Here is a 21,515-nt window from a genome sequence, read left to right on the forward strand (position 1 = left end):
GCTTTGCCACGCCTGAAGAAAGTCGCGGGAGAGTCATCATGCGTGCAGCGCAACTCAAAGCTGTTTTGCCACGGGAGCTGCTGGCCTCCGTGGTGGTGTTTCTGGTCGCCCTGCCCTTGTGCATGGGGATCGCCATTGCCTCGGGCCTGCCGCCGGCCAAGGGCCTGATTACCGGGATTATCGGTGGCCTGGTGGTGGGTTGGCTGGCCGGCTCGCCGTTGCAGGTCAGTGGCCCCGCCGCGGGCCTGGCGGTGCTGGTGTTCGAACTGGTGCGCCAGCACGGTATCGCCATGCTGGGGCCGATCCTGTTGCTGGCGGGGTTTCTGCAATTGGTGGCCGGCCGCTTGCGCCTGGGCTGCTGGTTTCGGGTCACCGCGCCAGCGGTGGTGTACGGCATGCTGGCCGGGATCGGGGTGTTGATCGTGCTTTCCCAGGTGCATGTGATGCTCGATGCCAAGCCCCAAGCGTCGGGCCTGGATAACCTGGCGGGCTTCCCCCAGGCCGTGGTCGAAGCCTGGCCGACCCTGGGCGGTGGGTTGGGCTGGCAGGCAGGCCTGCTCGGGCTGCTGACCATCGGCGTGATGTACCTGTGGGACAAAGTGCGGCCCCATCGTTTACGTTTCATTCCCGGCGCGCTGCTGGGGGTGGGCCTGGCCACGGGCATCAGCCTGGCGCTGGCGTTGCAGGTGAAACGGGTCGAGGTGCCGGCCAACCTGGCCGAGGCCATCGACTGGCTGCGCCCCGCCGATCTGCTCAACCTGGCGGATCCGACCTTGCTGATCGCAGCCTTTGCCGTGGCCTTTATCGCCAGCGCCGAAACCCTGCTTTCGGCGGCCGCAGTGGATCGCATGCACAGCGGCCAGCGCTCGGATTTCGATCGTGAACTGTCGGCCCAGGGTGTGGGCAATATGCTCTGCGGCCTGCTGGGAGCGTTGCCGATGACCGGGGTGATCGTGCGCAGTTCGGCCAATGTGCAGGCCGGCGCCACCACACGCCTGTCGGCGATTTTCCATGGCCTGTGGCTGCTGGCTTTCGTGATGTTGCTGTCCAGCGTGTTGCAGAGCATCCCCGTGGCCAGCCTGGCGGGCGTGCTGGTGTACACCGGCTTCAAGCTGGTGGACCTCAAGTCGCTGCGCAAGCTGGGGCGCTATGGGCCGATGCCGATGCTGATCTATGGGGTGACGGCGCTGGCCATCGTCTTCACTGACTTGCTGACTGGGGTCTTGATCGGTTTTGGCCTGACCCTGGTGAAGCTGGCGTGGGGCGCGTCGCGCCTGAAGATCAGCCTGGTGGACCTGCCGGCCGAAGGCGAGATGGAACTGCGCCTGGTGGGCTCGGCGACTTTCCTCAAGGTGCCGGCGCTGACCCAGGCCCTGGGCAGCATCCCCCCCGGAACCACGGTCCATGTGCCCCTGAGCAACCTGGGCTATATCGACCATGCGTGTCTTGAGCTGCTGGAAGAATGGGACCGGGCCAATGCGGCCAAGGGCTCGCGACTGGTGATCGAGGCGCGCGGCCTCAGGCGGCGACTGGAGGGACGCTTGCACACCGCGAGCGGGGTGGGCAGTGCGCGCAGCCTGGTTGCGGCGGGTCACGACCGAGGGTAGGCGCGCCATGAAAAAAGCCCTCTAGCGAGGGCTTTTGCTTATCAGGTCAGGCGGCGGGTTGGTCCAGCTCCAGCTCGACCCCCAGTTGGCGCGACAGGCACGGCCAGCGTTTCCAGGCGGCTTCGGTGTCGGGGCTGGCGAGTTTTTCGCGGTAGGCCTCGACCGACTCCAGGGCAAAGCTTTCCTCATCGAGCATGGAGTCCACCGCATGGTGCACGGCCTCATCCAGTTGGTTGGCGAAGGTTTCGCCGATCAACTGGTGCGCGATCAGGTTGGCGACAGTCATGTCCAGCGGGATCAGGGGCTGGTTGAAATGTTTGATATAGAGATCGTTGACCTCCTCCACCAGACGGTGGGCCAGGTAGGCTTCGTCCAGCAGGCTGTCGAGGCCGACATGGCCTTCCATGATTGCCGGCGGCTGGATGAAGAAGTGTTCGGCGATTTTCAGCACCGGTTTGATCTGGGATTCGATGCCGGCTTCACGCGCAACGGCGTTGGCGGCGTCCAGCAGATCGGGAACCTGGTCGATGTAGGCCGTGACGAAACGGGTCATCACGCCCTTGGCGTCGACGTCAGGCAGCGAAATAGCGGGGTGAAGATGGGGCAGTTGGGTCTCCAGCTGGCTCGTCAGTTGGCCAGTGCTGGCTTCATGTTGATGGGCAAGGTGAATCTGCTCGCGCAATGCGGCGGTGTTCATGAAAACTCCAGGGAACAAGGGCAATTAAATAGGGAAGACATAAGTTAGCCTGCTTGAGAAACCAGCTAAGACGCATTTGTCATAATTATTTCATGCTTAGTCGTCCAGGTTATATCGATTTGCCATCACTGGTCCCGCAACCCCTTTCCCTCCGGGGCCTTCGCGGTTGAGCCGAAGTGTTTTCGCTGATTTGCCCCGTCGCGTTGCGAGGTCACAGGCCCTGTCTATACTCGGCCTTGTATGAAGTTAGCTGATGACGCCCGACTGCAAATGCAGCGAGGCCCGGCGGTTTAAGTTCGTAGTCTAGGCAGCCGCTCCCTTGCCGCAGGTGAAAGCCGGCGGGATAACAAGAACGATAAGGGGAACCCGCAATGATGCGACATCCACAAGTCTGGATGGGCCTCCTGTTGTGGTCGATATTCAGCCAGGCAAACGCTGCCTGGACCGTGAATATGGCGCCTGGAGCTACTGAAATCAGTCACGCGGTATTCGACCTGCACATGACCATTTTCTGGATCTGTGTGGTGATCGGCGTCATCGTCTTCGGCGCCATGTTCTGGTCGATGATGGTTCACCGCCGTTCCACCGGCCAGGTGGCTGCCAAATTCCATGAAAGCACGACCGTCGAGATTCTCTGGACGGTGATCCCCTTCCTGATCCTGGTGGCCATGGCGGTGCCGGCGACCGCGACCCTGATCAAGATGTACGACACCAGTGAGCCGGATGTGGACATCCAGATCACCGGCTATCAGTGGAAGTGGCACTACAAGTACCTGGGCCAGGACGTCGAGTTCTTCAGCAACCTGGCCACCCCGGCCGAGCAGATTCATAACCAGGCCGTCAAAGGCGAGCATTACCTGCTGGAGGTGGACCAACCGCTGGTGCTGCCGGTGGGCGCGAAGGTGCGATTCCTGGTGACGGCGGCGGACGTGATCCACTCCTGGTGGGTGCCGGCGTTTGCGGTCAAGCGCGATGCCATCCCCGGGTTCGTCAACGAAGCCTGGACCCGGGTCGACAAGCCCGGCATCTACCGTGGCCAGTGCGCCGAGCTGTGCGGCAAGGACCACGGCTTCATGCCGATCGTGGTCGAGGTCAAGACTCAGGCCGACTACGACACCTGGCTCGGCGAGCGCAAAGCCGAGGCCGCCAAGCTCAAGGAACTGACCAGCAAGGAATGGACACTCGACGAGCTCAAGGAGCGCGGCGACAAGATTTACCACACCACCTGCGTCGCCTGTCACCAGGCCGAAGGCCAGGGCCTGCCGCCGATGTTCCCGGCACTCAAGGGCTCGAAAATCGCCACCGGGCCCAAGGAAGGTCACCTGAGCCTGGTGTTCCACGGCAAACCGGGTACTGCCATGGCTGCGTTCGGCAAGCAGCTGTCGGAAGTCGATATCGCCGCGGTCGTGACCTACGAACGCAACGCCTGGGGCAACAACAAGGGCGACATGGTCACGCCAAAAGAGGTTTTGGCTCTGAAACAGGCGGAAAGCAAATGAGCCGGTCTATTGCGTATTCCCGGAACCGGTCACGGGGCATCGCCCCTGATCGTCCAGCCCACCCGTTTGCAGGAGACAGGGCATGAGTGCTGTTATCGATGACCACGGCCACGCCGGCCATGATGACCACGCCCATGGCCCGGCCAAGGGCCTGATGCGCTGGGTACTGACCACCAACCACAAGGACATCGGCACCCTCTACCTGTGGTTCAGCTTCTGCATGTTCCTCCTGGGCGGTTCGTTCGCCATGGTGATCCGCGCCGAGCTGTTCCAGCCCGGGTTGCAGATCGTCGAGCCGGCGTTCTTCAACCAGATGACCACCATGCACGGCCTGGTGATGGTCTTCGGTGCGGTGATGCCGGCCTTCGTCGGCCTCGCCAACTGGATGATCCCGCTGATGATCGGCGCGCCGGACATGGCCCTGCCGCGCATGAACAACTTCAGTTTCTGGCTGCTGCCGGCGGCGTTCCTGCTGCTGGTCTCGACCCTGTTCATGCCCGGTGGCGGGCCCAACTTCGGTTGGACCTTCTACGCCCCGCTCTCCACCACTTACGCCCCGGAAAGCGTGACCTTCTTTATCTTTGCCATCCACCTGATGGGCATCAGCTCGATCATGGGCGCGATCAACGTGATCGCCACCATCCTCAACCTGCGTGCCCCGGGCATGACCCTGATGAAGATGCCGCTGTTCGTCTGGACCTGGCTGATCACCGCGTTCCTGCTGATTGCGGTCATGCCGGTGCTGGCCGGTTGCGTGACCATGATGCTGATGGACATCCATTTCGGCACCAGCTTCTTCAGTGCGGCCGGTGGCGGCGACCCGGTGTTGTTCCAGCACGTGTTCTGGTTCTTCGGCCACCCCGAGGTGTACATCATGATCCTGCCGGCCTTCGGCGCCGTCAGCTCGATCATCCCCACCTTCTCGCGCAAGCCGCTGTTCGGCTATACCTCGATGGTCTACGCCACGGCGAGCATCGCCTTCCTGTCGTTCATCGTCTGGGCGCACCACATGTTCGTGGTCGGCATTCCGCTGGTGGGCGAACTGTTCTTCATGTACGCGACCCTGCTGATCGCGGTGCCCACCGGGGTCAAGGTGTTCAACTGGGTCAGCACCATGTGGCAGGGCTCGCTGACCTTCGAGACGCCGATGCTGTTCGCCGTGGCCTTCGTGATCCTGTTCACCATCGGCGGCTTCTCCGGGCTGATGCTGGCCATTGCCCCGGCGGACTTCCAGTACCAGGACACCTACTTCGTGGTGGCGCACTTCCACTACGTGCTGGTGCCGGGGGCGATCTTCGGCATCTTCGCCTCGGCCTATTACTGGCTGCCGAAGTGGACCGGGCACATGTACGACGAAACCCTGGGCAAGCTGCACTTCTGGCTGTCCTTCGTCGGCATGAACATGGCCTTCTTCCCGATGCACTTCGTCGGGCTGGCGGGCATGCCGCGCCGGATCCCGGACTACAACCTGCAGTTCGCCGACTTCAACATGGTGTCGTCCATCGGCGCCTTCACCTTTGGCGCAACGCAGATCTTCTTCCTGTTCATCGTCATCAAGACCATTCGTGGTGGTCCGGCGGCACCGGCCAAACCCTGGGACGGTGCCGAAGGGCTGGAGTGGAGCGTGCCGTCGCCGGCGCCTTACCACACCTTCACCACGCCCCCGGAAGTCAAATGAAAGCCATGGCCGCGGGGCCCGGCGCTCGTGCGTGGCTCAAGCACACTGCCGGCGTGAGCCCGCCGGCTGCGGGAGGTTGCCGTCATGGCTGAGGTCTCGCTGAAAAAACTGGTCACCCGGCTGCTGCTGGTGGTGCTGGCGATGTTTGCCTTCGGCTTTGCCCTGGTGCCGATCTACGACGTGATGTGCAAGGCCCTGGGCATCAACGGCAAGACCGGTGGCCAGTACCAGCAGGGCGAGCTGCAGGTGGATGCGTCGCGCCAGGTCCGGGTGCAGTTCCTGTCGACCAATGCCATCGACATGGTCTGGGATTTCTACCCCAAGTCCGATGACATCGTGGTCCACCCGGGGGCGGTCAACGAGATGATTTTCATCGCCCGCAACCCGAGCAATCACCCGATGAGTGCGCAGGCGGTGCCGAGTATTTCACCGAGCAGCGCGGCGATGTATTTCCACAAGACCGAGTGCTTCTGCTTTACCCAGCAGGTGCTGCAGCCCGGCGAACAGATCGAGATGCCGGTCCGTTTCATCGTGGACCGTGACATGCCCAAGGATGTGAAGCACCTGACGCTGGCTTACACGCTGTTCGATATCACCGCGCGTCATCCACCGGTCGCGGTAACCACCCCTTCCGGCGGTTAAGACGATCTAGCGTGCCCGATAAGGAGAACAATAAATGGCGACTCATGAGCACTATTACGTTCCCGCCCAGAGCAAATGGCCGATCATTGCCACGGTGGGCATGTTTGTCACCGTGTTCGGCCTGGCCACCTGGTTCAACGACCTCAAGGCCGCGCGCCCGGAATCCCATGGCCCGCTGATCTTTTTCGTCGGTGGCCTGCTGCTGGCCTACATGCTCTTCGGCTGGTTCGGCGCGGTGATCAAGGAAAGCCGCGCCGGGCTCTACAGCGCCCAGCTCGACCGCTCGTTCCGCTGGGGCATGAGCTGGTTCATCTTTTCCGAAGTGATGTTCTTCATCGCCTTCTTCGGCGCGCTGTTTTACGTGCGGCATATGTCCGGGCCGTGGCTCGGCGGCGAGGGGCACAAAGGCATCGCCCATATGCTGTGGCCGAACTTCAAGTTCGTCTGGCCGCTGCTGAACAACCCCGACCCCAAACTGTTCCCGGCGCCCAAAGGCACCATCAGCCCCTGGGGCCTGCCCCTGCTGAACACGGTGCTGCTGGTCAGCTCCAGCGTCACCGTGACCATCGCCCACCACGCGTTGAAAAAAGGCCATCGCGGCGCGCTGAAAATCTGGCTGGCGCTGACCGTGCTGCTCGGTTGTGCCTTCCTTGGCTTCCAGGCCGAGGAGTACATCCACGCCTATCACGAGTTGGGCCTGACCCTGGGGTCCGGCGTGTACGGCGCGACCTTCTTCATGCTCACCGGCTTTCACGGGGCCCACGTCACCATCGGCACCCTGATCCTGTTTGTGATGCTGATGCGGGTGATGAAGGGGCATTTCGATGCCGAGCACCAGTTCGGCTTCGAGGCGGCCAGTTGGTACTGGCACTTCGTCGATGTGGTGTGGATCGGTCTGTTCGTTTTCGTCTACGTGCTCTGAGGCGCGCCTACCAGGGCGCGTGGGACACCAGCTGGCCGCTGAAGAAACCCCAGGCAATCAAGCCGACGGTGATCGCGGCCAGGCACACGCGAATGGTCAGGCTGGTGAGCACGCGGTTGGAGTGACTGTCGTCCCTGACCAGAAAGAACAGGCCGCTGAACAGGCTGATTACCGTGGCTATCAGCATCAGGACGATCGCTGCTTTGAGCATGGTCGGACTCCGGGGGGAACTGCGATGCGCTTGAGTATAGCTAGCCGATTTCTCGACCCTGTGGCGCAAGCATGAGGCGCTTTCGCCCGGGCATCCTGCCGACCCTGGTGGTGCTGGCGTTGCTGCCTGTGCTGGTGGGCCTGGGCTTCTGGCAGCTGTCGCGCGGCGAACAGAAACGCGAGCTGCTGGCCAGCTACGCCGAGCGCCAGGTGGCCGAGCCGATGTCGCTCTATGAACTGCAAGGCACCGAGGATCCGGCGTTTCGCCGGGTGCGCCTGCACGGGCATTTCGATGCCGCCCACAGCCTCCTGCTGGATAACCGCATGCATGACGGCAAGGTCGGCGTGGAGCTGCTTCAACCCTTTCTCGACCAGGCCAGCGGGCTCTGGCTGCTGCTCAATCGCGGCTGGCTGCCCTGGCCGGACCGCCGCACCCCGCCGGTGTTCAGCACCCCTGACTCAAGCCTGAGCCTGGAGGCCTGGGTCTACGTCAGCCCCGGTGCGACCTTCCAGCTGCATGCCGACCCGACAGGCGCGAGCTGGCCGCGCCTGGTCACCGCGGTCGATCCGGCCAGGCTCTGGAGCGAGCTGGGGCGTGGCGGCTTTAGCTATGAACTGCGCGCAGAAGGCGGCCCCGGCACCTACGTCACCGAATGGCCGGTGGTGGCCATGGGCCCGGAAAAACACCTGGCCTACGCCGTGCAGTGGTTCGCCATGGCCCTGGCGCTGCTGGCTCTGTACCTCTACCTCGGATGGCACAACGCAAGGGAGAAAAACCATGGGAACGGCCATGAATCCACCCAACACATCTGACGCACCGCGCACGAAAAGCCGCGGGCGCTGGCAGCTGATCCTGATCGTGGCCATGGTCATCGGCCCCATGATCCTCGCCACCGGCATGTACAAGTTGCAGTTCTGGGTGCCGGAAAGCCGCAGCTACCATGGCGAGCTGATCGGCAATGGCCAGACCCGGGCCGATATCGGGGTGCAGGCCGACGAAGAGCGCTGGCAGATCCTGGTCACCGCGCCCAAAGAATGTGCCGTGGATTGCCAGCAACTGGTGTACCTGGCGCGGCAGATCCAGGTCGCCCTCGGCCGTGATGCCTCCCGGGCCAGCCATGCGTTGGCCAGTGCCCAGCCCCTGAGCGCCGAGTACAGCGCCAAGCTGCAACGTGAATACCCGCAACTGCAACGCTACCCGCTGGACCTCTCGACCTTCAGCCGCAACGCCAATGACCAGGGCGCGCCGCAGCTGTGGATCGTCGACCCGCACAGCAACCTGGTGCTGCGCTACGACGCCCGGGTCAAGGGCAAGGACCTGCTCAACGACCTGCGCCACCTGTTGAAACTGTCGAACATCGGATAAGGGCATCGTCATGGCCAAACCTGGATTTCGCCTCGCGCTGTTTGCCACCCTGCTCGCACTGATCGTGGTGTTGCTCGGCGCCTACACCCGGCTGACCCACGCCGGCCTGGGCTGCCCGGATTGGCCAGGCTGCTACGGCTTTATCAGCGTGCCCAAAAGCGAGGCCCAACTGGCCCATGCCGAACTGCACTTTCCCGATGCGCCAGTGGAGGCCCACAAGGGCTGGAACGAGATGGTCCATCGCTACTTCGCCGGGACCCTGGGCCTGCTGATCGTGGCCCTGGCCGCCCGCGCCTGGACCCATCGCCGCCATCCGGGGCAGCCGTTGAAGCTGCCGCTGTTCCTGTTGTTCGTGGTCTTCGCCCAGGCGGCCTTCGGCATGTGGACGGTGACCCTCAAGCTCTGGCCGCAGGTGGTGACGGCGCACCTGCTGGGCGGTTTCGCCACCTTGAGCCTGCTGTTTTTGCTGACTCTGCGCCTGTCCGGGGTCCTGCCGGCGCTGATCGTGCCGCGTCGCCTGCAGTATTGGGCCACGGCGGGGCTGGTGCTGGTGATCGGGCAGATCGCGCTGGGCGGCTGGGTCAGCTCCAACTATGCGGCGGTGGCCTGTATCGACCTGCCGACCTGCCACGGCCAGTGGTGGCCGAATGCGGACTTCGCCAATGGCTTCCATCTGACCCAGCACATCGGCCCCAACTACCTGGGTGGGCAGCTGGACAGCGATGCTCGGACCGCCATTCACCTGACCCACCGCATCGGCGCGCTGCTGGTGACCCTGGTGTTGCTGGGTCTGGCCTGGCAACTCAAGCAGGTGGGCATGACTCGCCTCGCCGGGCTGGTGCTGGTGGCGCTGGCGGCGCAGGTCGGCCTGGGCATCAGCAACGTGTTGTTCCACCTGCCGCTGCCGGTGGCCGTGGCCCACAACGCCGGCGGCGCGGCGCTGCTGCTGAGCCTGGTGCTGGTCAACTATCACGCCCGTACCAGCCTGGTCCGGGCTCGGCGCCAATGGCCCCTGGGCTGGCGCCTCAGCCCGCGTAAACAGCCGGTTGGGCCCATAACCATAAAAGGAGAGATGCCATGGCGACTTTGATCGGCGAGCGTCACAGCCAGGCGATCTGGCGCGACTACCTGGAGCTGACCAAGCCCAAGGTGGTGGTGCTGATGCTGATCACCTCGCTGGTGGGCATGTTCCTCGCCACCCGCGCCGGCGTGCCGTGGACGGTACTGGTGTTCGGCAACCTGGGGATTGGCCTGTGCGCGGGCGGTGCGGCGGCGGTCAACCACGTGGTGGACCGACGCATCGATGCAGTAATGGCCCGCACCCACAAGCGGCCGCTGGCTGAAGGCCGGGTGTCGCCGGCGGCGGCGCTGACCTTTGCCCTTGCTCTTGCCCTGGCCGGTCAGGCCTTGCTGCTGACCTTTACCAACCCGCTGACGGCCTGGCTGACCCTGGCATCGCTCTTGGGGTACGCGGTGATCTATACCGGCTTTCTCAAGCGCGCCACGCCGCAGAACATCGTGATCGGCGGCCTGGCCGGGGCCGCACCGCCGCTGCTGGGCTGGGTGGCGGCCACCGGGCATGTCAGCGCCGAACCCCTGCTGCTGGTGCTGATTATCTTCGCCTGGACCCCGCCGCACTTCTGGGCCCTGGCGATCCATCGCAAGGAGGAATACGCCAAGGCCGATATCCCGATGCTGCCGGTGACCCACGGCGAGCACTACACCAAGGTGCATATCCTGCTCTACACCTTTGCCCTGCTGGCCGTGAGCCTGCTGCCTTTCGTCATCCACATGAGCGGCGTGCTGTACCTGGTGTGCGCCCTCGGATTGGGCGCGCGGTTTCTGCAATGGGCCTGGGTGCTGTACCGTGGCACTCGGCCGCACGCGGCGATCAACACCTTCAAGTACTCTATTTACTACTTGTTCCTGCTGTTTATCGCCCTGCTCGTAGACCACTACCTAGTGTTGAACCTATGACTCGAACTCAAAAAACCGTCTTTATTCTCGTTGCCCTGGTGGCCCTGGTCCTGGGGCTCACCGTCAATAAAGTGCTGTCCGGCAAGGGCCAGGGTGATCCGACTGCGCTGATCGACGCCGGGATCATCCTGCTGCCACAGAGCCGCAACCTGCCGGATGTGCAGATGATCGATCAGGACGGCCAACCGGTGGTGGTCAACCAATTGAAGGGCAAGTGGAGCCTCCTGTTCTTCGGCTATACCTTCTGCCCCGATATCTGCCCGACCACCCTCGCCCAGCTGCGCCAGATCAAAAGCGAGCTGCCCAAGGAGGCGGTGGCCAACCTGCAAATCATTCTGGTCAGCGTCGACCCGAACCGCGATAACCCCAAGCAGCTCAAGCAGTATCTGGGTTACTTCGACCCGGAGTTCAAGGGCCTGACCGCCGCTTCGGTGGAAGACCTGCAGAAGCTGGCCAACGCGGTGAGCATCCCCTTTATCCCGGCGGATACCAGCAAGCCCAACTACACCGTCGACCACAGCGGCAACCTGGCCGTGATCGGCCCCGACGGCACCCAGCGCGGCTTCATCCGCGCGCCCCTGAACAACCAGAAACTCGTGGCCCAACTGCCGGTGATGTTGAAGCGCTAGCCATTCGACCGCCGAGGCCCTGTAGCAGCTGCCGAGGCCAAAACAAAACGGGGCGCCCTAAGGCGCCCCGTTTTTGTATCGGTAGCAATCAGAACGCTGGCAGTACTGCGCCTTTGTACTTCTCGAGAATGAATTGCTTCACTTCCGGGCTGTGCAGGGCGGCAACCAGTTTCTGCAGGGCAACCGAGTCCTTGTTGTCAGGACGGGCCACCAGGATGTTCACGTAAGGCGAGTCCTTGCCTTCGATCACCAGGGCGTCCTTGGACGGATCCAGCTTGGCTTCCAGGGCGTAGTTGGTGTTGATCAGCGCCAGGTCGACCTGGGTCAGCACGCGCGGGATGGTGGCGGCTTCCAGTTCGCGGAATTTCAGGTCCTTGGGGTTCTCGCTGATGTCCTTGATCGTCGACAGGATGTTGGTCGAGTCCTTGAGTTTGATCAGGCCGGCTTTATCCAGCAGCAACAGGGCGCGGCCACCGTTGGTAGCGTCGTTGGGGATCACCACGTTGGCGCCGCCTGGCAGTTCGTCGAGCTTCTTGAACTTGTTGGAGTAGGCGCCCAGGGGTTCCAGGTGCACGCCGGCCACGCTCACCAGTTGCGTGCCCTTGGCCTTGTTGAACTCATCCAGGTACGGCTGGTGCTGGAAGAAGTTGGCGTCCAGGCGCTTTTCGGCCACTTGCACGTTGGGCTGGATGTAGTCGGTGAAGACTTTGACCTTGAGGTCCACGCCTTCTTTGGCCAGTGCCGGTTTGACGAATTCCAGGATCTCGGCGTGGGGCACCGGGGAGGCGGCCACGGTCAGGGTTTCGGCAGCGTGCGCGGAGAACGCGGCAACGGCTGCGAAAGCGACGAGTAGTTTTTTCATCCAGCAAACTCCTTGTGAGGCGCCCGTCGCCGGGCGTCGGCCATGCGTTATTTTCGGGAAAAATGCACCACCAGCTTATCGCCGACGGTCTGCAGAACTTGAACCAGCACCAGCAACAGGATCACCGTGACCACCATCACATCGGTCTGGAAGCGCTGGTAACCAAAGCGGATCGCCAGGTCGCCCAAACCGCCGGCACCCACCACCCCGGCCATGGCCGTGTAGGACACCAGGGTAATCGCGGTCACGGTAATGGCGGCAAAGATGCCGGGACGCGCTTCGGGCAGCAAGGCATTGGTAATGATCTGTCGGGTGGTGGCGCCCATGGCCTGGGTGGCCTCGATGATGCCGCGGTCGACTTCACGCAGGGCCGTCTCCACCAGCCGCGCAAAGAACGGCGTGGCCCCGACTACCAGGGGCGGGATGGCGCCGCCGACACCCAGGGAAGTGCCGGTGATCAGGACGGTGAACGGGATCATCACGATCAGCAAAATGATGAAAGGCAGCGAGCGCAGGATATTCACGATCAGCGACAGCAAGGCATACACCGACTTCTGCTCCAGCAGCTGCCGTGGGCTGCACAGAAACAGCAGCACGCCCAGGGGCAGGCCGAGCAGCACGGTGAACAGCAGCGAGCCGCCGAGCATCATCAGGGTGTCGCCGGTGGCCAGCCAGATTTCAATCCAGTCGATATTGGCGAAGAAAGCATCCATCAGCGCAGCACCTCCATATGCACATCGGCCGCGGTGAAGCGGGCGAAGGCCGCTTCCATGTCACCGCCGGTCACGGCCAGGGTCAGTTGCCCATAAGGGGTGTCTTTGATGCGGTCGATGCGTCCGGCGAGAATGCTGTAGTCGACCCCGGTCTCGCGGGCCACGGTGCCCAGCAGCGGCGCGTAGGTGGCGTCGCCCTGGAACGTCAGGCGCACGATGCGCCCCGGCACGTGAGCGAAATCGTCGCGCTGTTCGTTTTCGTCGATCTGCTCGTTTTCCTGGACGAAACGCTTGGTGGTCGGGTGCTTGGGGTGCAGGAACACATCGGCCACCGCACCTTGCTCGACGATCACGCCGGCATCCATCACCGCCACCTGGTCGCAGACGCGGCGGATCACGTCCATTTCATGGGTGATCAGCACGATGGTCAGGTTCAGCTCGCGGTTGATCTCGGCCAGCAGTTGCAGGACCGACGCAGTGGTTTGCGGGTCCAGAGCACTGGTGGCTTCGTCGCAGAGCAGGATTTTCGGCTTGGTGGCCAGGGCGCGGGCGATGCCGACGCGCTGCTTCTGGCCTCCGGAAAGCTGGGCCGGGTACTTCTTGGCGTGATCGGCGAGGCCGACGCGATCCAGCAGCTCGGCGACCCGTTTGTCGATCTCGCTGCGGGGCATTTCGCCGGCCAGGGTCAGGGGCAAGGCCACGTTGTCGGCCACGGTCTTGGACGCCAGCAGGTTGAAGTGCTGGAAAATCATCCCGACCTGCTGGCGGAAGCGCCGCAGGCCATAGGCGTTGAGCAGGGTGACAGCCTCGCCGTCGACGATGATCTCGCCGCCGCTGGGGTTTTCCAGGCGGTTGATCAGGCGCAGCAGGGTACTTTTGCCCGCGCCGGAATGGCCGATGATGCCGAACACCTGGCCTTCCTCGACACGCAGATTGGTCGAATGCAGGGCGGGAATATCCTTACCGGCGACCCGGTAGGTTTTATGGACGTCTTGAAACTCGATCACGTAGCGAACCTTGTGGGGCGCGTTGGAAAAAGGGTCAGCGGTTAGCCGGGCGCGCATTTTAGCCTGTCCGTATAGAGGTTCTTAGCATTTATTTCTTATTCATCCTTCGATTTGGCAATAACGCGATCAAAGGTCATAAAAAAGGAACGGCCACAGCGGCTCGCCAGTCACTACTTAAGCAACTCGAAAGCTCCCAGGTGCCGTGCCTGGGGACCTTGCTCATGAAACCCAGGCCTGCTGGGGATTCGCAAAACGAGGAGTTTTTGTCTGATGAGTACCAAGAAGCCAAACCCAGCAAAAAGCCAGCTGGCCGGGACCGACACCCTGGATCGGGGCAACACCAACAGCAAGCTGCAAAGCCTGGAACCCTTTCGCTCGGACGCCACCGAGCAAGCCCTGCGCACCAACCAGGGGGTCAAGGTCGCCGATAACCAGAACACCCTGAAGGCCGGTGCCCGCGGGCCTTCGCTGCTGGAAGACTTCATCATGCGTGAGAAAATCACGCATTTTGACCATGAGCGCATTCCGGAGCGCATCGTCCACGCCCGCGGCGTCGGCGCCCATGGCTACTTTCAGACCTACGACAACCATTCGGCCCTGACCAAGGCCGGTTTCCTGCGGGACCCGGGGAAGAAAACCCCGGTCTTCGTCCGTTTCTCCACGGTGCAGGGCCCGCGTGGCTCGGGTGATACCGTGCGTGACGTGCGTGGCTTTGCCGTGAAGTTTTTCACCGACGAGGGCAACTTCGACCTGGTGGGCAACAATATGCCGGTGTTCTTTATCCAGGATGCGATCAAGTTTCCGGACTTCGTGCACGCGGTAAAACCCGAGCCGCACAACGAAATACCCACTGGCGGTTCGGCCCACGATACGTTCTGGGATTTCGTCTCGTTGCAGCCGGAGTCGGCGCACATGGTGATCTGGGCCATGTCCGACCGCGCCATTCCGAAAAGCCTGCGCACCATGCAAGGCTTTGGCGTGCACACCTTTCGCCTGGTGAATGCCGAGGGCAAGTCCAACTTCGTCAAGTTCCACTGGCGTCCGACTGCGGGCACGTGCTCCCTGGTGTGGGACGAGGCGCAGAAGCTGGCAGGCAAGGACACCGACTTCCACCGGCGTGACCTCTGGGAGTCGATCGAAGGCGGCGACTACCCGGAATGGGAGTTCGGCGTACAGATCATTGCCGAGGAAGACGAGCACAACTTCGACTTCGACATCCTAGACCCGACCAAGCTGATTCCCGAAGAGCTGGTGCCCATCACGCCCCTGGGCAAGATGGTGCTCAACCGCAACCCGGATAACTACTTTGCCGAGACCGAGCAGGTGGCGTTCTGTCCCGGGCATATCGTGCCGGGCATCGACTTCTCCAATGACCCGCTGCTGCAGGGTCGGCTGTTTTCCTACACCGATACCCAGATCAGCCGCCTGGGTGGCCCGAATTTTCACGAGCTGCCGATCAACCGTCCGGTCACGCCGTTTCATAACGGCCAGCGCGATGCCATGCACCGCACCACCATCGACAAGGGGCGCGCCTCCTACGAGCCGAACTCGATCGACGGCGGCTGGCCGAGGGAGACGCCACCTGCGGCCCAGGATGGCGGTTTCGAGAGCTATAACGAGCGCATCGATGCGCACAAGATCCGCGAACGCAGCGAATCCTTCAGCGATCACTTCTCTCAGGCGCGGCTGTTCTTCAAGAGCATGAGCGCCCACGAGCAGGAGCACATCATTGCGGCCTACAGCTTCGAACTGGGCAAGGTCGAGCGCCAGTGGATCCGCGAGCGCCAGGTCAACGAGATCCTGGCCAATATCGACCTGGGCCTGGCTGCACGTGTCGCCGAGAACCTCGGCCTGCCGGCACCTAAAGCCGGCACCGTCGGCGTGCCCGAGCCGGCCCTGGATCGCTCGCCGGCCCTGAGTCAGGCCAACCTGCTGTCAGGGGATATCAAAACCCGGAAAGTCGCGATTCTGGCGGCCAATGGCGTCGATGGTGTAGCGATCGCCGCCATTAAGAAAGCCCTCGAGGCTGCCGGTGCCCACGCCAAATTGCTCGGCCCGACGTCGGCGCCGGTGACCACGGCCGATGGCAAGAGCCTGGCGGTGGATGCGTCGATGGAAGGCTTGCCGTCAGTGGCCTTTGACGCCGTATTCGTGCCCGGCGGCGCCAAGTCGATCCAGGCCCTGAGTGGCGATGGCGTGGCCTTGCATTACCTGCTGGAAGCCTACAAGCACCTCAAGGCGATTGCCCTGAGTGGCGAGGCCAAGCAGTTGCTGGATGTGCTGAAGCTGGAGGCGGATGCGGGCTTGATCGTCGGCGGTGATGCCAAGGCGATCAAGGCGTTTTTCGCGGCGATTGCCCAGCACCGGGTCTGGGCGCGCGAGCCCAAGGCCAAGGCAATTCCGGCGTGAGCTGACTGCAGCGTTATCGCCGGCCCGACGACTCCAGCAGGAGCCGCCGGGCCGGCGCTTGAGGTCGGCGCCTGAGGTTATTGGGCCTTGCGTGGGCTCAAGACGATCTGCGCGGGGATGTGGCGCAGGATCTGCCGTTCGATCTTCAGATCGAAACCGGCATCGAGTTTCTTCACTCGTTTGCTCAGCAACGTCGCCAGCCAGGGGTAATCTTCGGTGCGCGGGGCCTGGATGCTCACGTCACACTGATAATTCACCACATCGCTGGCGATCGCGTCGAGTTGGCGCCGCATTTGCCGAATATCCTTCAAGTTCAGCGCAACGGTGGTGCTTTCGGCTGTCGGGTCGATCACCTTGGCCGCAGGTTTGGCTTCGGCGGCTTTCAGCGCGGCTTCGGCCTGCTCGAGTTCGGCCTTTCGGGCGTGGGCGATGGCGTTGTTGACGCCGCCGGTGAGGGCCGGTGCCTTCGGCATCAGCGCCCGGGCGCGGCTCAACGCGGTGGCGGCGGCGTTGACATCACCCTTTTGCAGCACGATCTGGCTGCGCTGCAGATAGGCTTCGGCCAATTGCCGTTGATAGGGTTCCAACTGCGGGTCGTTGGGCGACTGGGCCTGCAACGCGGCAAGTTGATCCTCGGCGGTGGCCAGCTCGCTGCTGGCGATGTTTTGTTGCAGCTGCGCGATCGCCGCGGCCCGTGCGTCGGGGACCTCGGTGGCCGCCGGCGGCGTGCTTTGGCAGGCGCCCAGTAGCAGGGAAAATGCGACAAGGAGCAGATAACGGGAGGCGAACGGCTTCATTCCTGCGACTCTCTAATTGCGCAAAAAACGAGCAAGTCTACACCCCTCGACGGGGCAGGACAAAACTCAGCAGAAACAGCGCGGCGGCAGTGACCACAATCGAGGGTCCGGCCGGGGTGTCCTTGAACCAGGACAACGCCAGCCCGCCGCACACCGCGAGCATGCCCAGCAGGCTGGCGCCGAGGGCCATCTGCTCCGGCGAGCGGGCGTGGCGCTGGGCGGCGGCGGCCGGGATGATCAACAGCGAGGTGATCAGCAAGACCCCGACAATCTTCATCGCGACCGCGATCACCACGGCGATCAGCAGCATCAGCACCAGGCGCAACGCGGCTACCGGCAAGCCTTCGACCCGTGCCAGTTCTTCGTGCACGGTCACCGCCAGCAGCGGTCGCCACAGGGCGACCAGCAACAGCAATACCAGGGCGCTGCCGCCGAGGATCCAGCCCAGGTCACCGGGGCTGATCGCCAACAGGTCGCCGAACAGATAGGCCATCAGGTCGATCCGCACCTCATGCATGAAGCTTAGTACCACTAGCCCCAGGGACAGGGTGCTGGGGGCGAGAATCCCCAGCAGGGTGTCGGACGCCAGTGGCTGGCGCTGTTGCAGCGTGACCAGCAGCACGGCCAGCAGCAGGCAACCGACGGTCACCGCGACGGTCGGGCTGACATCCAGCAGAAAGCCCAGGGCCACGCCAAGCAGGGCGGCGTGGGACAGGGTGTCGCCGAAATACGCCATGCGGCGCCAGACCACGAACGAACCCAGGGGGCCTGCGACCAGTGCCAGAGCAAGACCTGCAAGCAGGGCGTAGAGCAGAAAATCAGCCATGCTTGCAGCTTTCTCCATGGACATGAACGTGGCCTGCGGCGGCCTCGGTGGTGACCACCGACCCGTGCAGGTCATGGGCGTGGTCGTGGTGGTGGTGATAGATCGCCAGGCTTTGCGCGTTCTTGCCAAACAGTTCGACGAAGGCCGGGTCGCCGCTGACTTGCTCGGGGTGCCCGGAGCAGCAGACGTGACGGTTGAGGCACACCACTTGGTCAGTGGTGCTCATCACCAGGTGCAGGTCGTGGGAGACCATCAGCACCCCGCAACCGTGGCGGTCGCGCAGGCGGGTGATCAGGCTGTACAGCTCGGCCTGGCCAGCGACATCGACGCCCTGCACCGGCTCGTCGAGCACCAGCAGTTCAGGCTCGCGCAGCAGGGCTCGGGCCAGCAGCACGCGCTGCATCTCGCCGCCGGACACGCTCTGCACCGGGCTGTCGATCACGTGTTCGGCGCCGACTTCCTTGAGCGCGGCCAGGGCCCGAGGGCGGTCCACCCCCGGTACCAGGCGCAGAAAGCGCAGGACCGACAGTGGCAAGGTTGGATCGACATGGAGTTTTTGCGGCATGTAGCCCACACGCAGCTTGGGCTTGCGCCAGACCGTGCCGCTGTCGGGCTTGAGCAGGCCGAGCACGGCCCGCACCAGGGTGGTCTTGCCGGCGCCGTTGGGGCCGATCAGGGTCACGATCTGTCCCGGCTCGACGCTGAGCTGGATATTGTCCAGTACGTTCTGCCCGGCAAAGGTCACGGCGACCTGATCGAGGCGAATCAGCGCAGTGCTCATCAAGCCCCCTGGCAGCCCGAGCACAGACCGACGACTTCGACGGTCTGGCCTTCGACGATAAAGCCGACATCGCGGGCACTGCTGACGATCGCGTCGCTGATGCTGGCTTGTTCAAGTTCGATGGCAGCGTGGCATTCACGGCAAATCAGAAACTGGCCCTGATGCGCATGCTCCGGATGGTTGCAGCCGACAAAGGCATTGAGCGATGCGATGCGGTGTACCAGGCCGTTTTCCAGAAGGAAATCCAGGGCGCGGTACACCGTCGGTGGCGCGGCGCGGCGGCCGTCCTGCTCGCTGAGTACGGCGAGGATGTCGTAGGCGCCCAACGGCTTGTGGCTTTGCCACACCAGTTCCAGCACCCGCCGCCGCAGGGCGGTCAGGCGCAGGCCTTGCCGGGCGCACAGGGCGTCGGCCTCAGACAGTGCGCTGTGCACGCAATGAGAGTGGTCGTGGGGACGGCTGGCGAGCGGTGTTTTAGGCATGAGCGGCGACGATAGTTGTGAGAGACGTTATTATGTTACCTGTTCTCGCCTCCTCGAGTGGTCATCGTGTCCCGACTTTTTGCCCTTTTTGTCGCTTTTACCGTCAACCTGTTCGTGATCGGCGCTGCCCAGGCCGAAGTTCAGGTGCTGACCAGCATCAAACCCTTGCAGTTGATTGCCGCTGCGGTACAGGACGGCGTTGCCGTTCCCGAAGTGCTGCTGCCGCCTGGCGCCTCGCCGCACAACTATGCGTTGCGCCCGTCGGATGTGCGCAAGGTGCAGTCGGTCGACCTGCTGTACTGGATTGGCCCGGACATGGAGGGGTTCCTGCCACGGGTGCTCAAGGGCCGGACCCTGCCGTCCGTGGCGCTTCAGGACATTCCCGGGCTCAAGCTTCGCCGTTTTGCCGAAGATAGCCACTCCCACGCCGAAGATGCCAACGAACACGACCACGATCATCGCCCCGGCAGCCTGGATGCCCATCTCTGGCTTTCCCCGGTCAACGCCCGCGTGATCGCTGCACGCATGGCCGCCGACCTGAGCGCTGCCGACCCTGCCAATGCCGCGCGCTACCAGAGCAACCTCAACGCCTTCGAAGGCCGCCTGGACGCCCTGGACGCACGTCTGAAGCAGCGCCTGGCGGGTATCGCCGGCAAACCCTATTTCGTGTTCCACGAAGCGTTCGATTATTTCGAAGACGACTACGGCCTCAAGCACACAGGCGTGTTCAGCGTCGCGGCGGAAGTCCAGCCCGGTGCGCAGCACGTCGCGGCGATGCGCACGCGCTTGCAGGAAGTCGGCAAGACTTGCGTATTCAGCGAGCCGCCGCTACGCCCGCGGCTGGCGGAAACCCTGATCGCCGGGCTGCCGGTGAAGCTGGCCGAGCTGGATGCCTTGGGCGGCTACACGCCGGCTACGGCTCAGGGTTATGAGCAGGTGCTGGAAAAGCTCGGCAATGACCTGGCGGGTTGCCTGGAGTCGCTGTAAAGCCGGGCCTGTGGCGATGGAGCTTGCTCCTGCTGGTCCGAGCAGTCCCATGCCCATGCCACCCGGCACTGGAGCCCGAGCGGGCCCCGGTGCCACCAGCCTTCAGAACGCGAAAGGCAGAGGGGTATCGACGCTCTGGCGCTGCGCCAGGCGTTGCTGAAACTCCATCGGGTCGTGAATCAGCACGTCCTGCCCGGCAAACGATTCGGCGGCGATCAACCGTGACAGCCAGAACCGCACGCAGGCTACGCGCAACAGGGTCGGCCACAGTTGAGCCTCGGCCGCGCTGAACGGGCGCAGGGCAGCATAGGCCCCGAGCAGGGCCCGGGCGCGAGGGCCGTCGATCACACCTTCGTCGTCCGAACACCAATCGTTCAGGGCAATTGCCACGTCATACAGCATCGGGCCTGAGCAGGCGTTGTAGAAGTCGATCAGCCCAGTCAGGTGCGTGCCTTCGAACATCGCATTGTCGCGAAACAGGTCGGCATGGATGTTCGCCCGGGGCAGCGCCAGGATCTTTACCTTCTGCTCGGTGATTTCATCCAGCGCCCGCTGCAGCAGTTCACGTGCATCGTCCGGCAGATGGGACAGCAGCTGGTTGCCATGCTCCTGCATCCAGTCCAGCCCACGATCGGTCTTGCGCTTGATCATGTTGTCTTTGGTGGCCAGGTGCAGATGCCCCAGCAGTTCGCCGACTTGTGCGCAGTGCTGGGCGTTGGCCTGCTTGATGTGCTTGCCGGCCAGGCGCGGCTGCAGCAGTGCAGGTTTGCCGGCCAGCTCGCGCAGGGCCTGGCCGTCGGTGGTGCGCAGCGCGTACGGCACTGGCAAGTCGGCGTTGTGCAGGACGTCCAGCAGTTCGATGAAGAACGGCATTTCCTGGACAGGGCCGCGCTCGACCAGAGTCAGGACAAACTCGCCCTGCTCCAGGCTGATGAAGAAATTGGTGTTTTCGCTACCAGCGGCGATTCCCTGGAAATCAAGCAGACGGCCGAGCCCGTAAGGGGCGAGAAAGGTTTCCAGCTCGGGCCGAGCCAGGGGGGTGAACACAGACATGGTTAAAACTGCCAGTACGGGCGCGGCTGGGCAGCCAGCGCCGATTAAAGTTGAGAGCGTTTTACCACTCGAAAATTTTCCATGCCGGGATCAGCATATCCGGCTGATCCGAGCGGATGAAGTTGCCATCCGAGCCATCGGCACGTACCAGAAAGTACGGTTTGCCGCCCTTTGGCGTGATCTTGATGGCGTACAGGAAACCGTTTTGGCGGTATTCCTGAATGGTCTTGTCGCCTTCCGTGCGAATGGTGACGTCCGGATCCGCTGATGGCGCGTCCTCTGCCGCGATTACTGCCAATGGTGTCACTGCAATCAAGCTGGCCAGCAGCAAGCGATTTAGTGTGCGCATGATAACCTTGTCCCTTTGTCGT

The 21,515-nt window shown here is 63.2% G+C and carries 23 protein-coding genes; 12 read left to right on the plus strand and 11 right to left on the minus strand.

The genetic code is table 11. The annotated features are described in order from the left end of the window. Positions 1 to 38 precede the first annotated feature (38 nt). Positions 39 to 1,607, plus strand: a complete 1,569-nt coding sequence (locus JFU57_RS07785) for a SulP family inorganic anion transporter (RefSeq protein ID WP_078470281.1) — start codon at positions 39 to 41, stop codon at positions 1,605 to 1,607. Between the two features lie 46 nt (positions 1,608 to 1,653). Here the strand turns inward: JFU57_RS07785 and JFU57_RS07790 are convergent, their stop codons facing one another. Beyond that, positions 1,654 to 2,304 (minus strand): hypothetical protein, encoded by a 651-nt coding sequence (locus JFU57_RS07790; RefSeq protein ID WP_078470280.1) that lies wholly within the window; start codon positions 2,302 to 2,304, stop codon positions 1,654 to 1,656. A gap of 371 nt (positions 2,305 to 2,675) precedes the next feature. Between JFU57_RS07790 and coxB the strand changes: the two genes are divergently transcribed. From coxB to JFU57_RS07810, 4 genes are all read left to right on the plus strand, one after another. Next, entirely contained in the window at positions 2,676 to 3,803 is a 1,128-nt protein-coding gene (coxB, locus tag JFU57_RS07795) for a cytochrome c oxidase subunit II (protein WP_078470279.1), read from the plus strand. A gap of 82 nt (positions 3,804 to 3,885) precedes the next feature. After that, a complete protein-coding gene (gene ctaD, locus JFU57_RS07800) occupies positions 3,886 to 5,481 on the plus strand; it encodes a cytochrome c oxidase subunit I (protein WP_078470278.1) in 1,596 nt (531 codons plus the stop codon). Positions 5,482 to 5,565: 84 nt separating this feature from the next. Then, positions 5,566 to 6,123 (plus strand): cytochrome c oxidase assembly protein, encoded by a 558-nt coding sequence (locus JFU57_RS07805; RefSeq protein WP_020295019.1) that lies wholly within the window; start codon positions 5,566 to 5,568, stop codon positions 6,121 to 6,123. 34 nt (positions 6,124 to 6,157) lie between these two features. Then, complete coding sequence (locus tag JFU57_RS07810; RefSeq protein ID WP_201128759.1) at positions 6,158 to 7,045, plus strand: cytochrome c oxidase subunit 3; 888 nt, start codon at positions 6,158 to 6,160, stop codon at positions 7,043 to 7,045. Positions 7,046 to 7,052: 7 nt separating this feature from the next. Here JFU57_RS07810 and JFU57_RS07815 read toward each other — a convergent pair whose 3' ends face one another. Further along, complete coding sequence (locus JFU57_RS07815) at positions 7,053 to 7,256, minus strand: twin transmembrane helix small protein (RefSeq protein ID WP_020295021.1); 204 nt, start codon at positions 7,254 to 7,256, stop codon at positions 7,053 to 7,055. Between the two features lie 71 nt (positions 7,257 to 7,327). Here JFU57_RS07815 and JFU57_RS07820 point away from each other — a divergent pair, with 71 nt between their 5' ends. Genes JFU57_RS07820 through JFU57_RS07840 form a run of 5 tightly spaced genes read left to right on the plus strand, consistent with a single transcriptional unit; the run spans position 7,328 to position 11,227 of the window. Next, entirely contained in the window at positions 7,328 to 8,068 is a 741-nt protein-coding gene (locus tag JFU57_RS07820; protein WP_201128761.1) for an SURF1 family protein, read from the plus strand. Continuing rightward, positions 8,034 to 8,621: a hypothetical protein gene (locus JFU57_RS07825; RefSeq protein WP_078470276.1), complete on the plus strand. Its 588-nt coding sequence runs from the start codon at positions 8,034 to 8,036 to the stop codon at positions 8,619 to 8,621. Before JFU57_RS07820 ends, JFU57_RS07825 begins: the two co-directional genes overlap by 35 nt. Positions 8,622 to 8,631: 10 nt before the next feature. Beyond that, on the plus strand, positions 8,632 to 9,711 hold the full coding sequence (locus tag JFU57_RS07830; RefSeq protein WP_201128763.1) for a COX15/CtaA family protein: 1,080 nt from the start codon (positions 8,632 to 8,634) through the stop codon (positions 9,709 to 9,711). After that, complete coding sequence (cyoE, locus tag JFU57_RS07835; protein ID WP_020295025.1) at positions 9,699 to 10,598, plus strand: heme o synthase; 900 nt, start codon at positions 9,699 to 9,701, stop codon at positions 10,596 to 10,598. The genes JFU57_RS07830 and cyoE overlap by 13 nt, the downstream gene beginning before the upstream one ends. Then, entirely contained in the window at positions 10,595 to 11,227 is a 633-nt protein-coding gene (locus JFU57_RS07840; protein WP_201128765.1) for an SCO family protein, read from the plus strand. The genes cyoE and JFU57_RS07840 overlap by 4 nt, the downstream gene beginning before the upstream one ends. 88 nt (positions 11,228 to 11,315) lie before the next feature. Here JFU57_RS07840 and JFU57_RS07845 read toward each other — a convergent pair whose 3' ends face one another. The 3 genes from JFU57_RS07845 to JFU57_RS07855 are packed head-to-tail and all read right to left on the minus strand — an operon-like array spanning position 11,316 to position 13,809. After that, a complete protein-coding gene (locus JFU57_RS07845; RefSeq protein ID WP_078470274.1) occupies positions 11,316 to 12,089 on the minus strand; it encodes a MetQ/NlpA family ABC transporter substrate-binding protein in 774 nt (257 codons plus the stop codon). 47 nt (positions 12,090 to 12,136) lie between these two features. After that, positions 12,137 to 12,802, minus strand: coding sequence for a methionine ABC transporter permease (locus JFU57_RS07850; protein ID WP_078470273.1), 666 nt, complete (start codon positions 12,800 to 12,802; stop codon positions 12,137 to 12,139). After that, complete coding sequence (locus tag JFU57_RS07855; protein ID WP_078470577.1) at positions 12,802 to 13,809, minus strand: methionine ABC transporter ATP-binding protein; 1,008 nt, start codon at positions 13,807 to 13,809, stop codon at positions 12,802 to 12,804. Before JFU57_RS07855 ends, JFU57_RS07850 begins: the two co-directional genes overlap by 1 nt. Positions 13,810 to 14,079: 270 nt before the next feature. On the opposite strand from JFU57_RS07855, the gene katE reads away from it, so the two are divergent. After that, on the plus strand, positions 14,080 to 16,218 hold the full coding sequence (gene katE, locus JFU57_RS07860; protein ID WP_201128768.1) for a catalase HPII: 2,139 nt from the start codon (positions 14,080 to 14,082) through the stop codon (positions 16,216 to 16,218). Between the two features lie 77 nt (positions 16,219 to 16,295). Here the strand turns inward: katE and JFU57_RS07865 are convergent, their stop codons facing one another. From JFU57_RS07865 to zur, 4 genes are read right to left on the minus strand one after another with little or no spacing between them, the layout of a single operon-like run. Beyond that, complete coding sequence (locus JFU57_RS07865) at positions 16,296 to 17,015, minus strand: PA5502 family lipoprotein (RefSeq protein ID WP_078470271.1); 720 nt, start codon at positions 17,013 to 17,015, stop codon at positions 16,296 to 16,298. Positions 17,016 to 17,052: 37 nt separating this feature from the next. Continuing rightward, positions 17,053 to 17,841: a zinc ABC transporter permease subunit ZnuB gene (gene znuB, locus JFU57_RS07870; RefSeq protein WP_020295032.1), complete on the minus strand. Its 789-nt coding sequence runs from the start codon at positions 17,839 to 17,841 to the stop codon at positions 17,053 to 17,055. Continuing rightward, positions 17,834 to 18,622 (minus strand): zinc ABC transporter ATP-binding protein ZnuC, encoded by a 789-nt coding sequence (znuC, locus tag JFU57_RS07875; RefSeq protein WP_020295033.1) that lies wholly within the window; start codon positions 18,620 to 18,622, stop codon positions 17,834 to 17,836. The genes znuB and znuC overlap by 8 nt, the downstream gene beginning before the upstream one ends. Then, entirely contained in the window at positions 18,622 to 19,104 is a 483-nt protein-coding gene (gene zur, locus JFU57_RS07880) for a zinc uptake transcriptional repressor Zur (protein WP_020295034.1), read from the minus strand. The genes znuC and zur overlap by 1 nt, the downstream gene beginning before the upstream one ends. Before the next feature lie 57 nt (positions 19,105 to 19,161). Here zur and JFU57_RS07885 point away from each other — a divergent pair, with 57 nt between their 5' ends. Next, positions 19,162 to 20,091 (plus strand): metal ABC transporter solute-binding protein, Zn/Mn family, encoded by a 930-nt coding sequence (locus JFU57_RS07885; RefSeq protein ID WP_201128777.1) that lies wholly within the window; start codon positions 19,162 to 19,164, stop codon positions 20,089 to 20,091. Between the two features lie 102 nt (positions 20,092 to 20,193). On the opposite strand, the gene JFU57_RS07890 is transcribed toward JFU57_RS07885, so the two are convergent. Both JFU57_RS07890 and JFU57_RS07895 read right to left on the minus strand, forming a co-directional pair. Continuing rightward, positions 20,194 to 21,144, minus strand: a complete 951-nt coding sequence (locus JFU57_RS07890) for a homoserine kinase (RefSeq protein WP_078470269.1) — start codon at positions 21,142 to 21,144, stop codon at positions 20,194 to 20,196. Positions 21,145 to 21,205: 61 nt separating this feature from the next. Further along, positions 21,206 to 21,493: a DUF2782 domain-containing protein gene (locus tag JFU57_RS07895; protein ID WP_020295037.1), complete on the minus strand. Its 288-nt coding sequence runs from the start codon at positions 21,491 to 21,493 to the stop codon at positions 21,206 to 21,208. Between the last annotated feature and the right edge of the window lie 22 nt (positions 21,494 to 21,515).

This window comes from Pseudomonas sp. TH07, from assembly GCF_016651285.1.
Lineage (GTDB): Bacteria > Pseudomonadota > Gammaproteobacteria > Pseudomonadales > Pseudomonadaceae > Aquipseudomonas.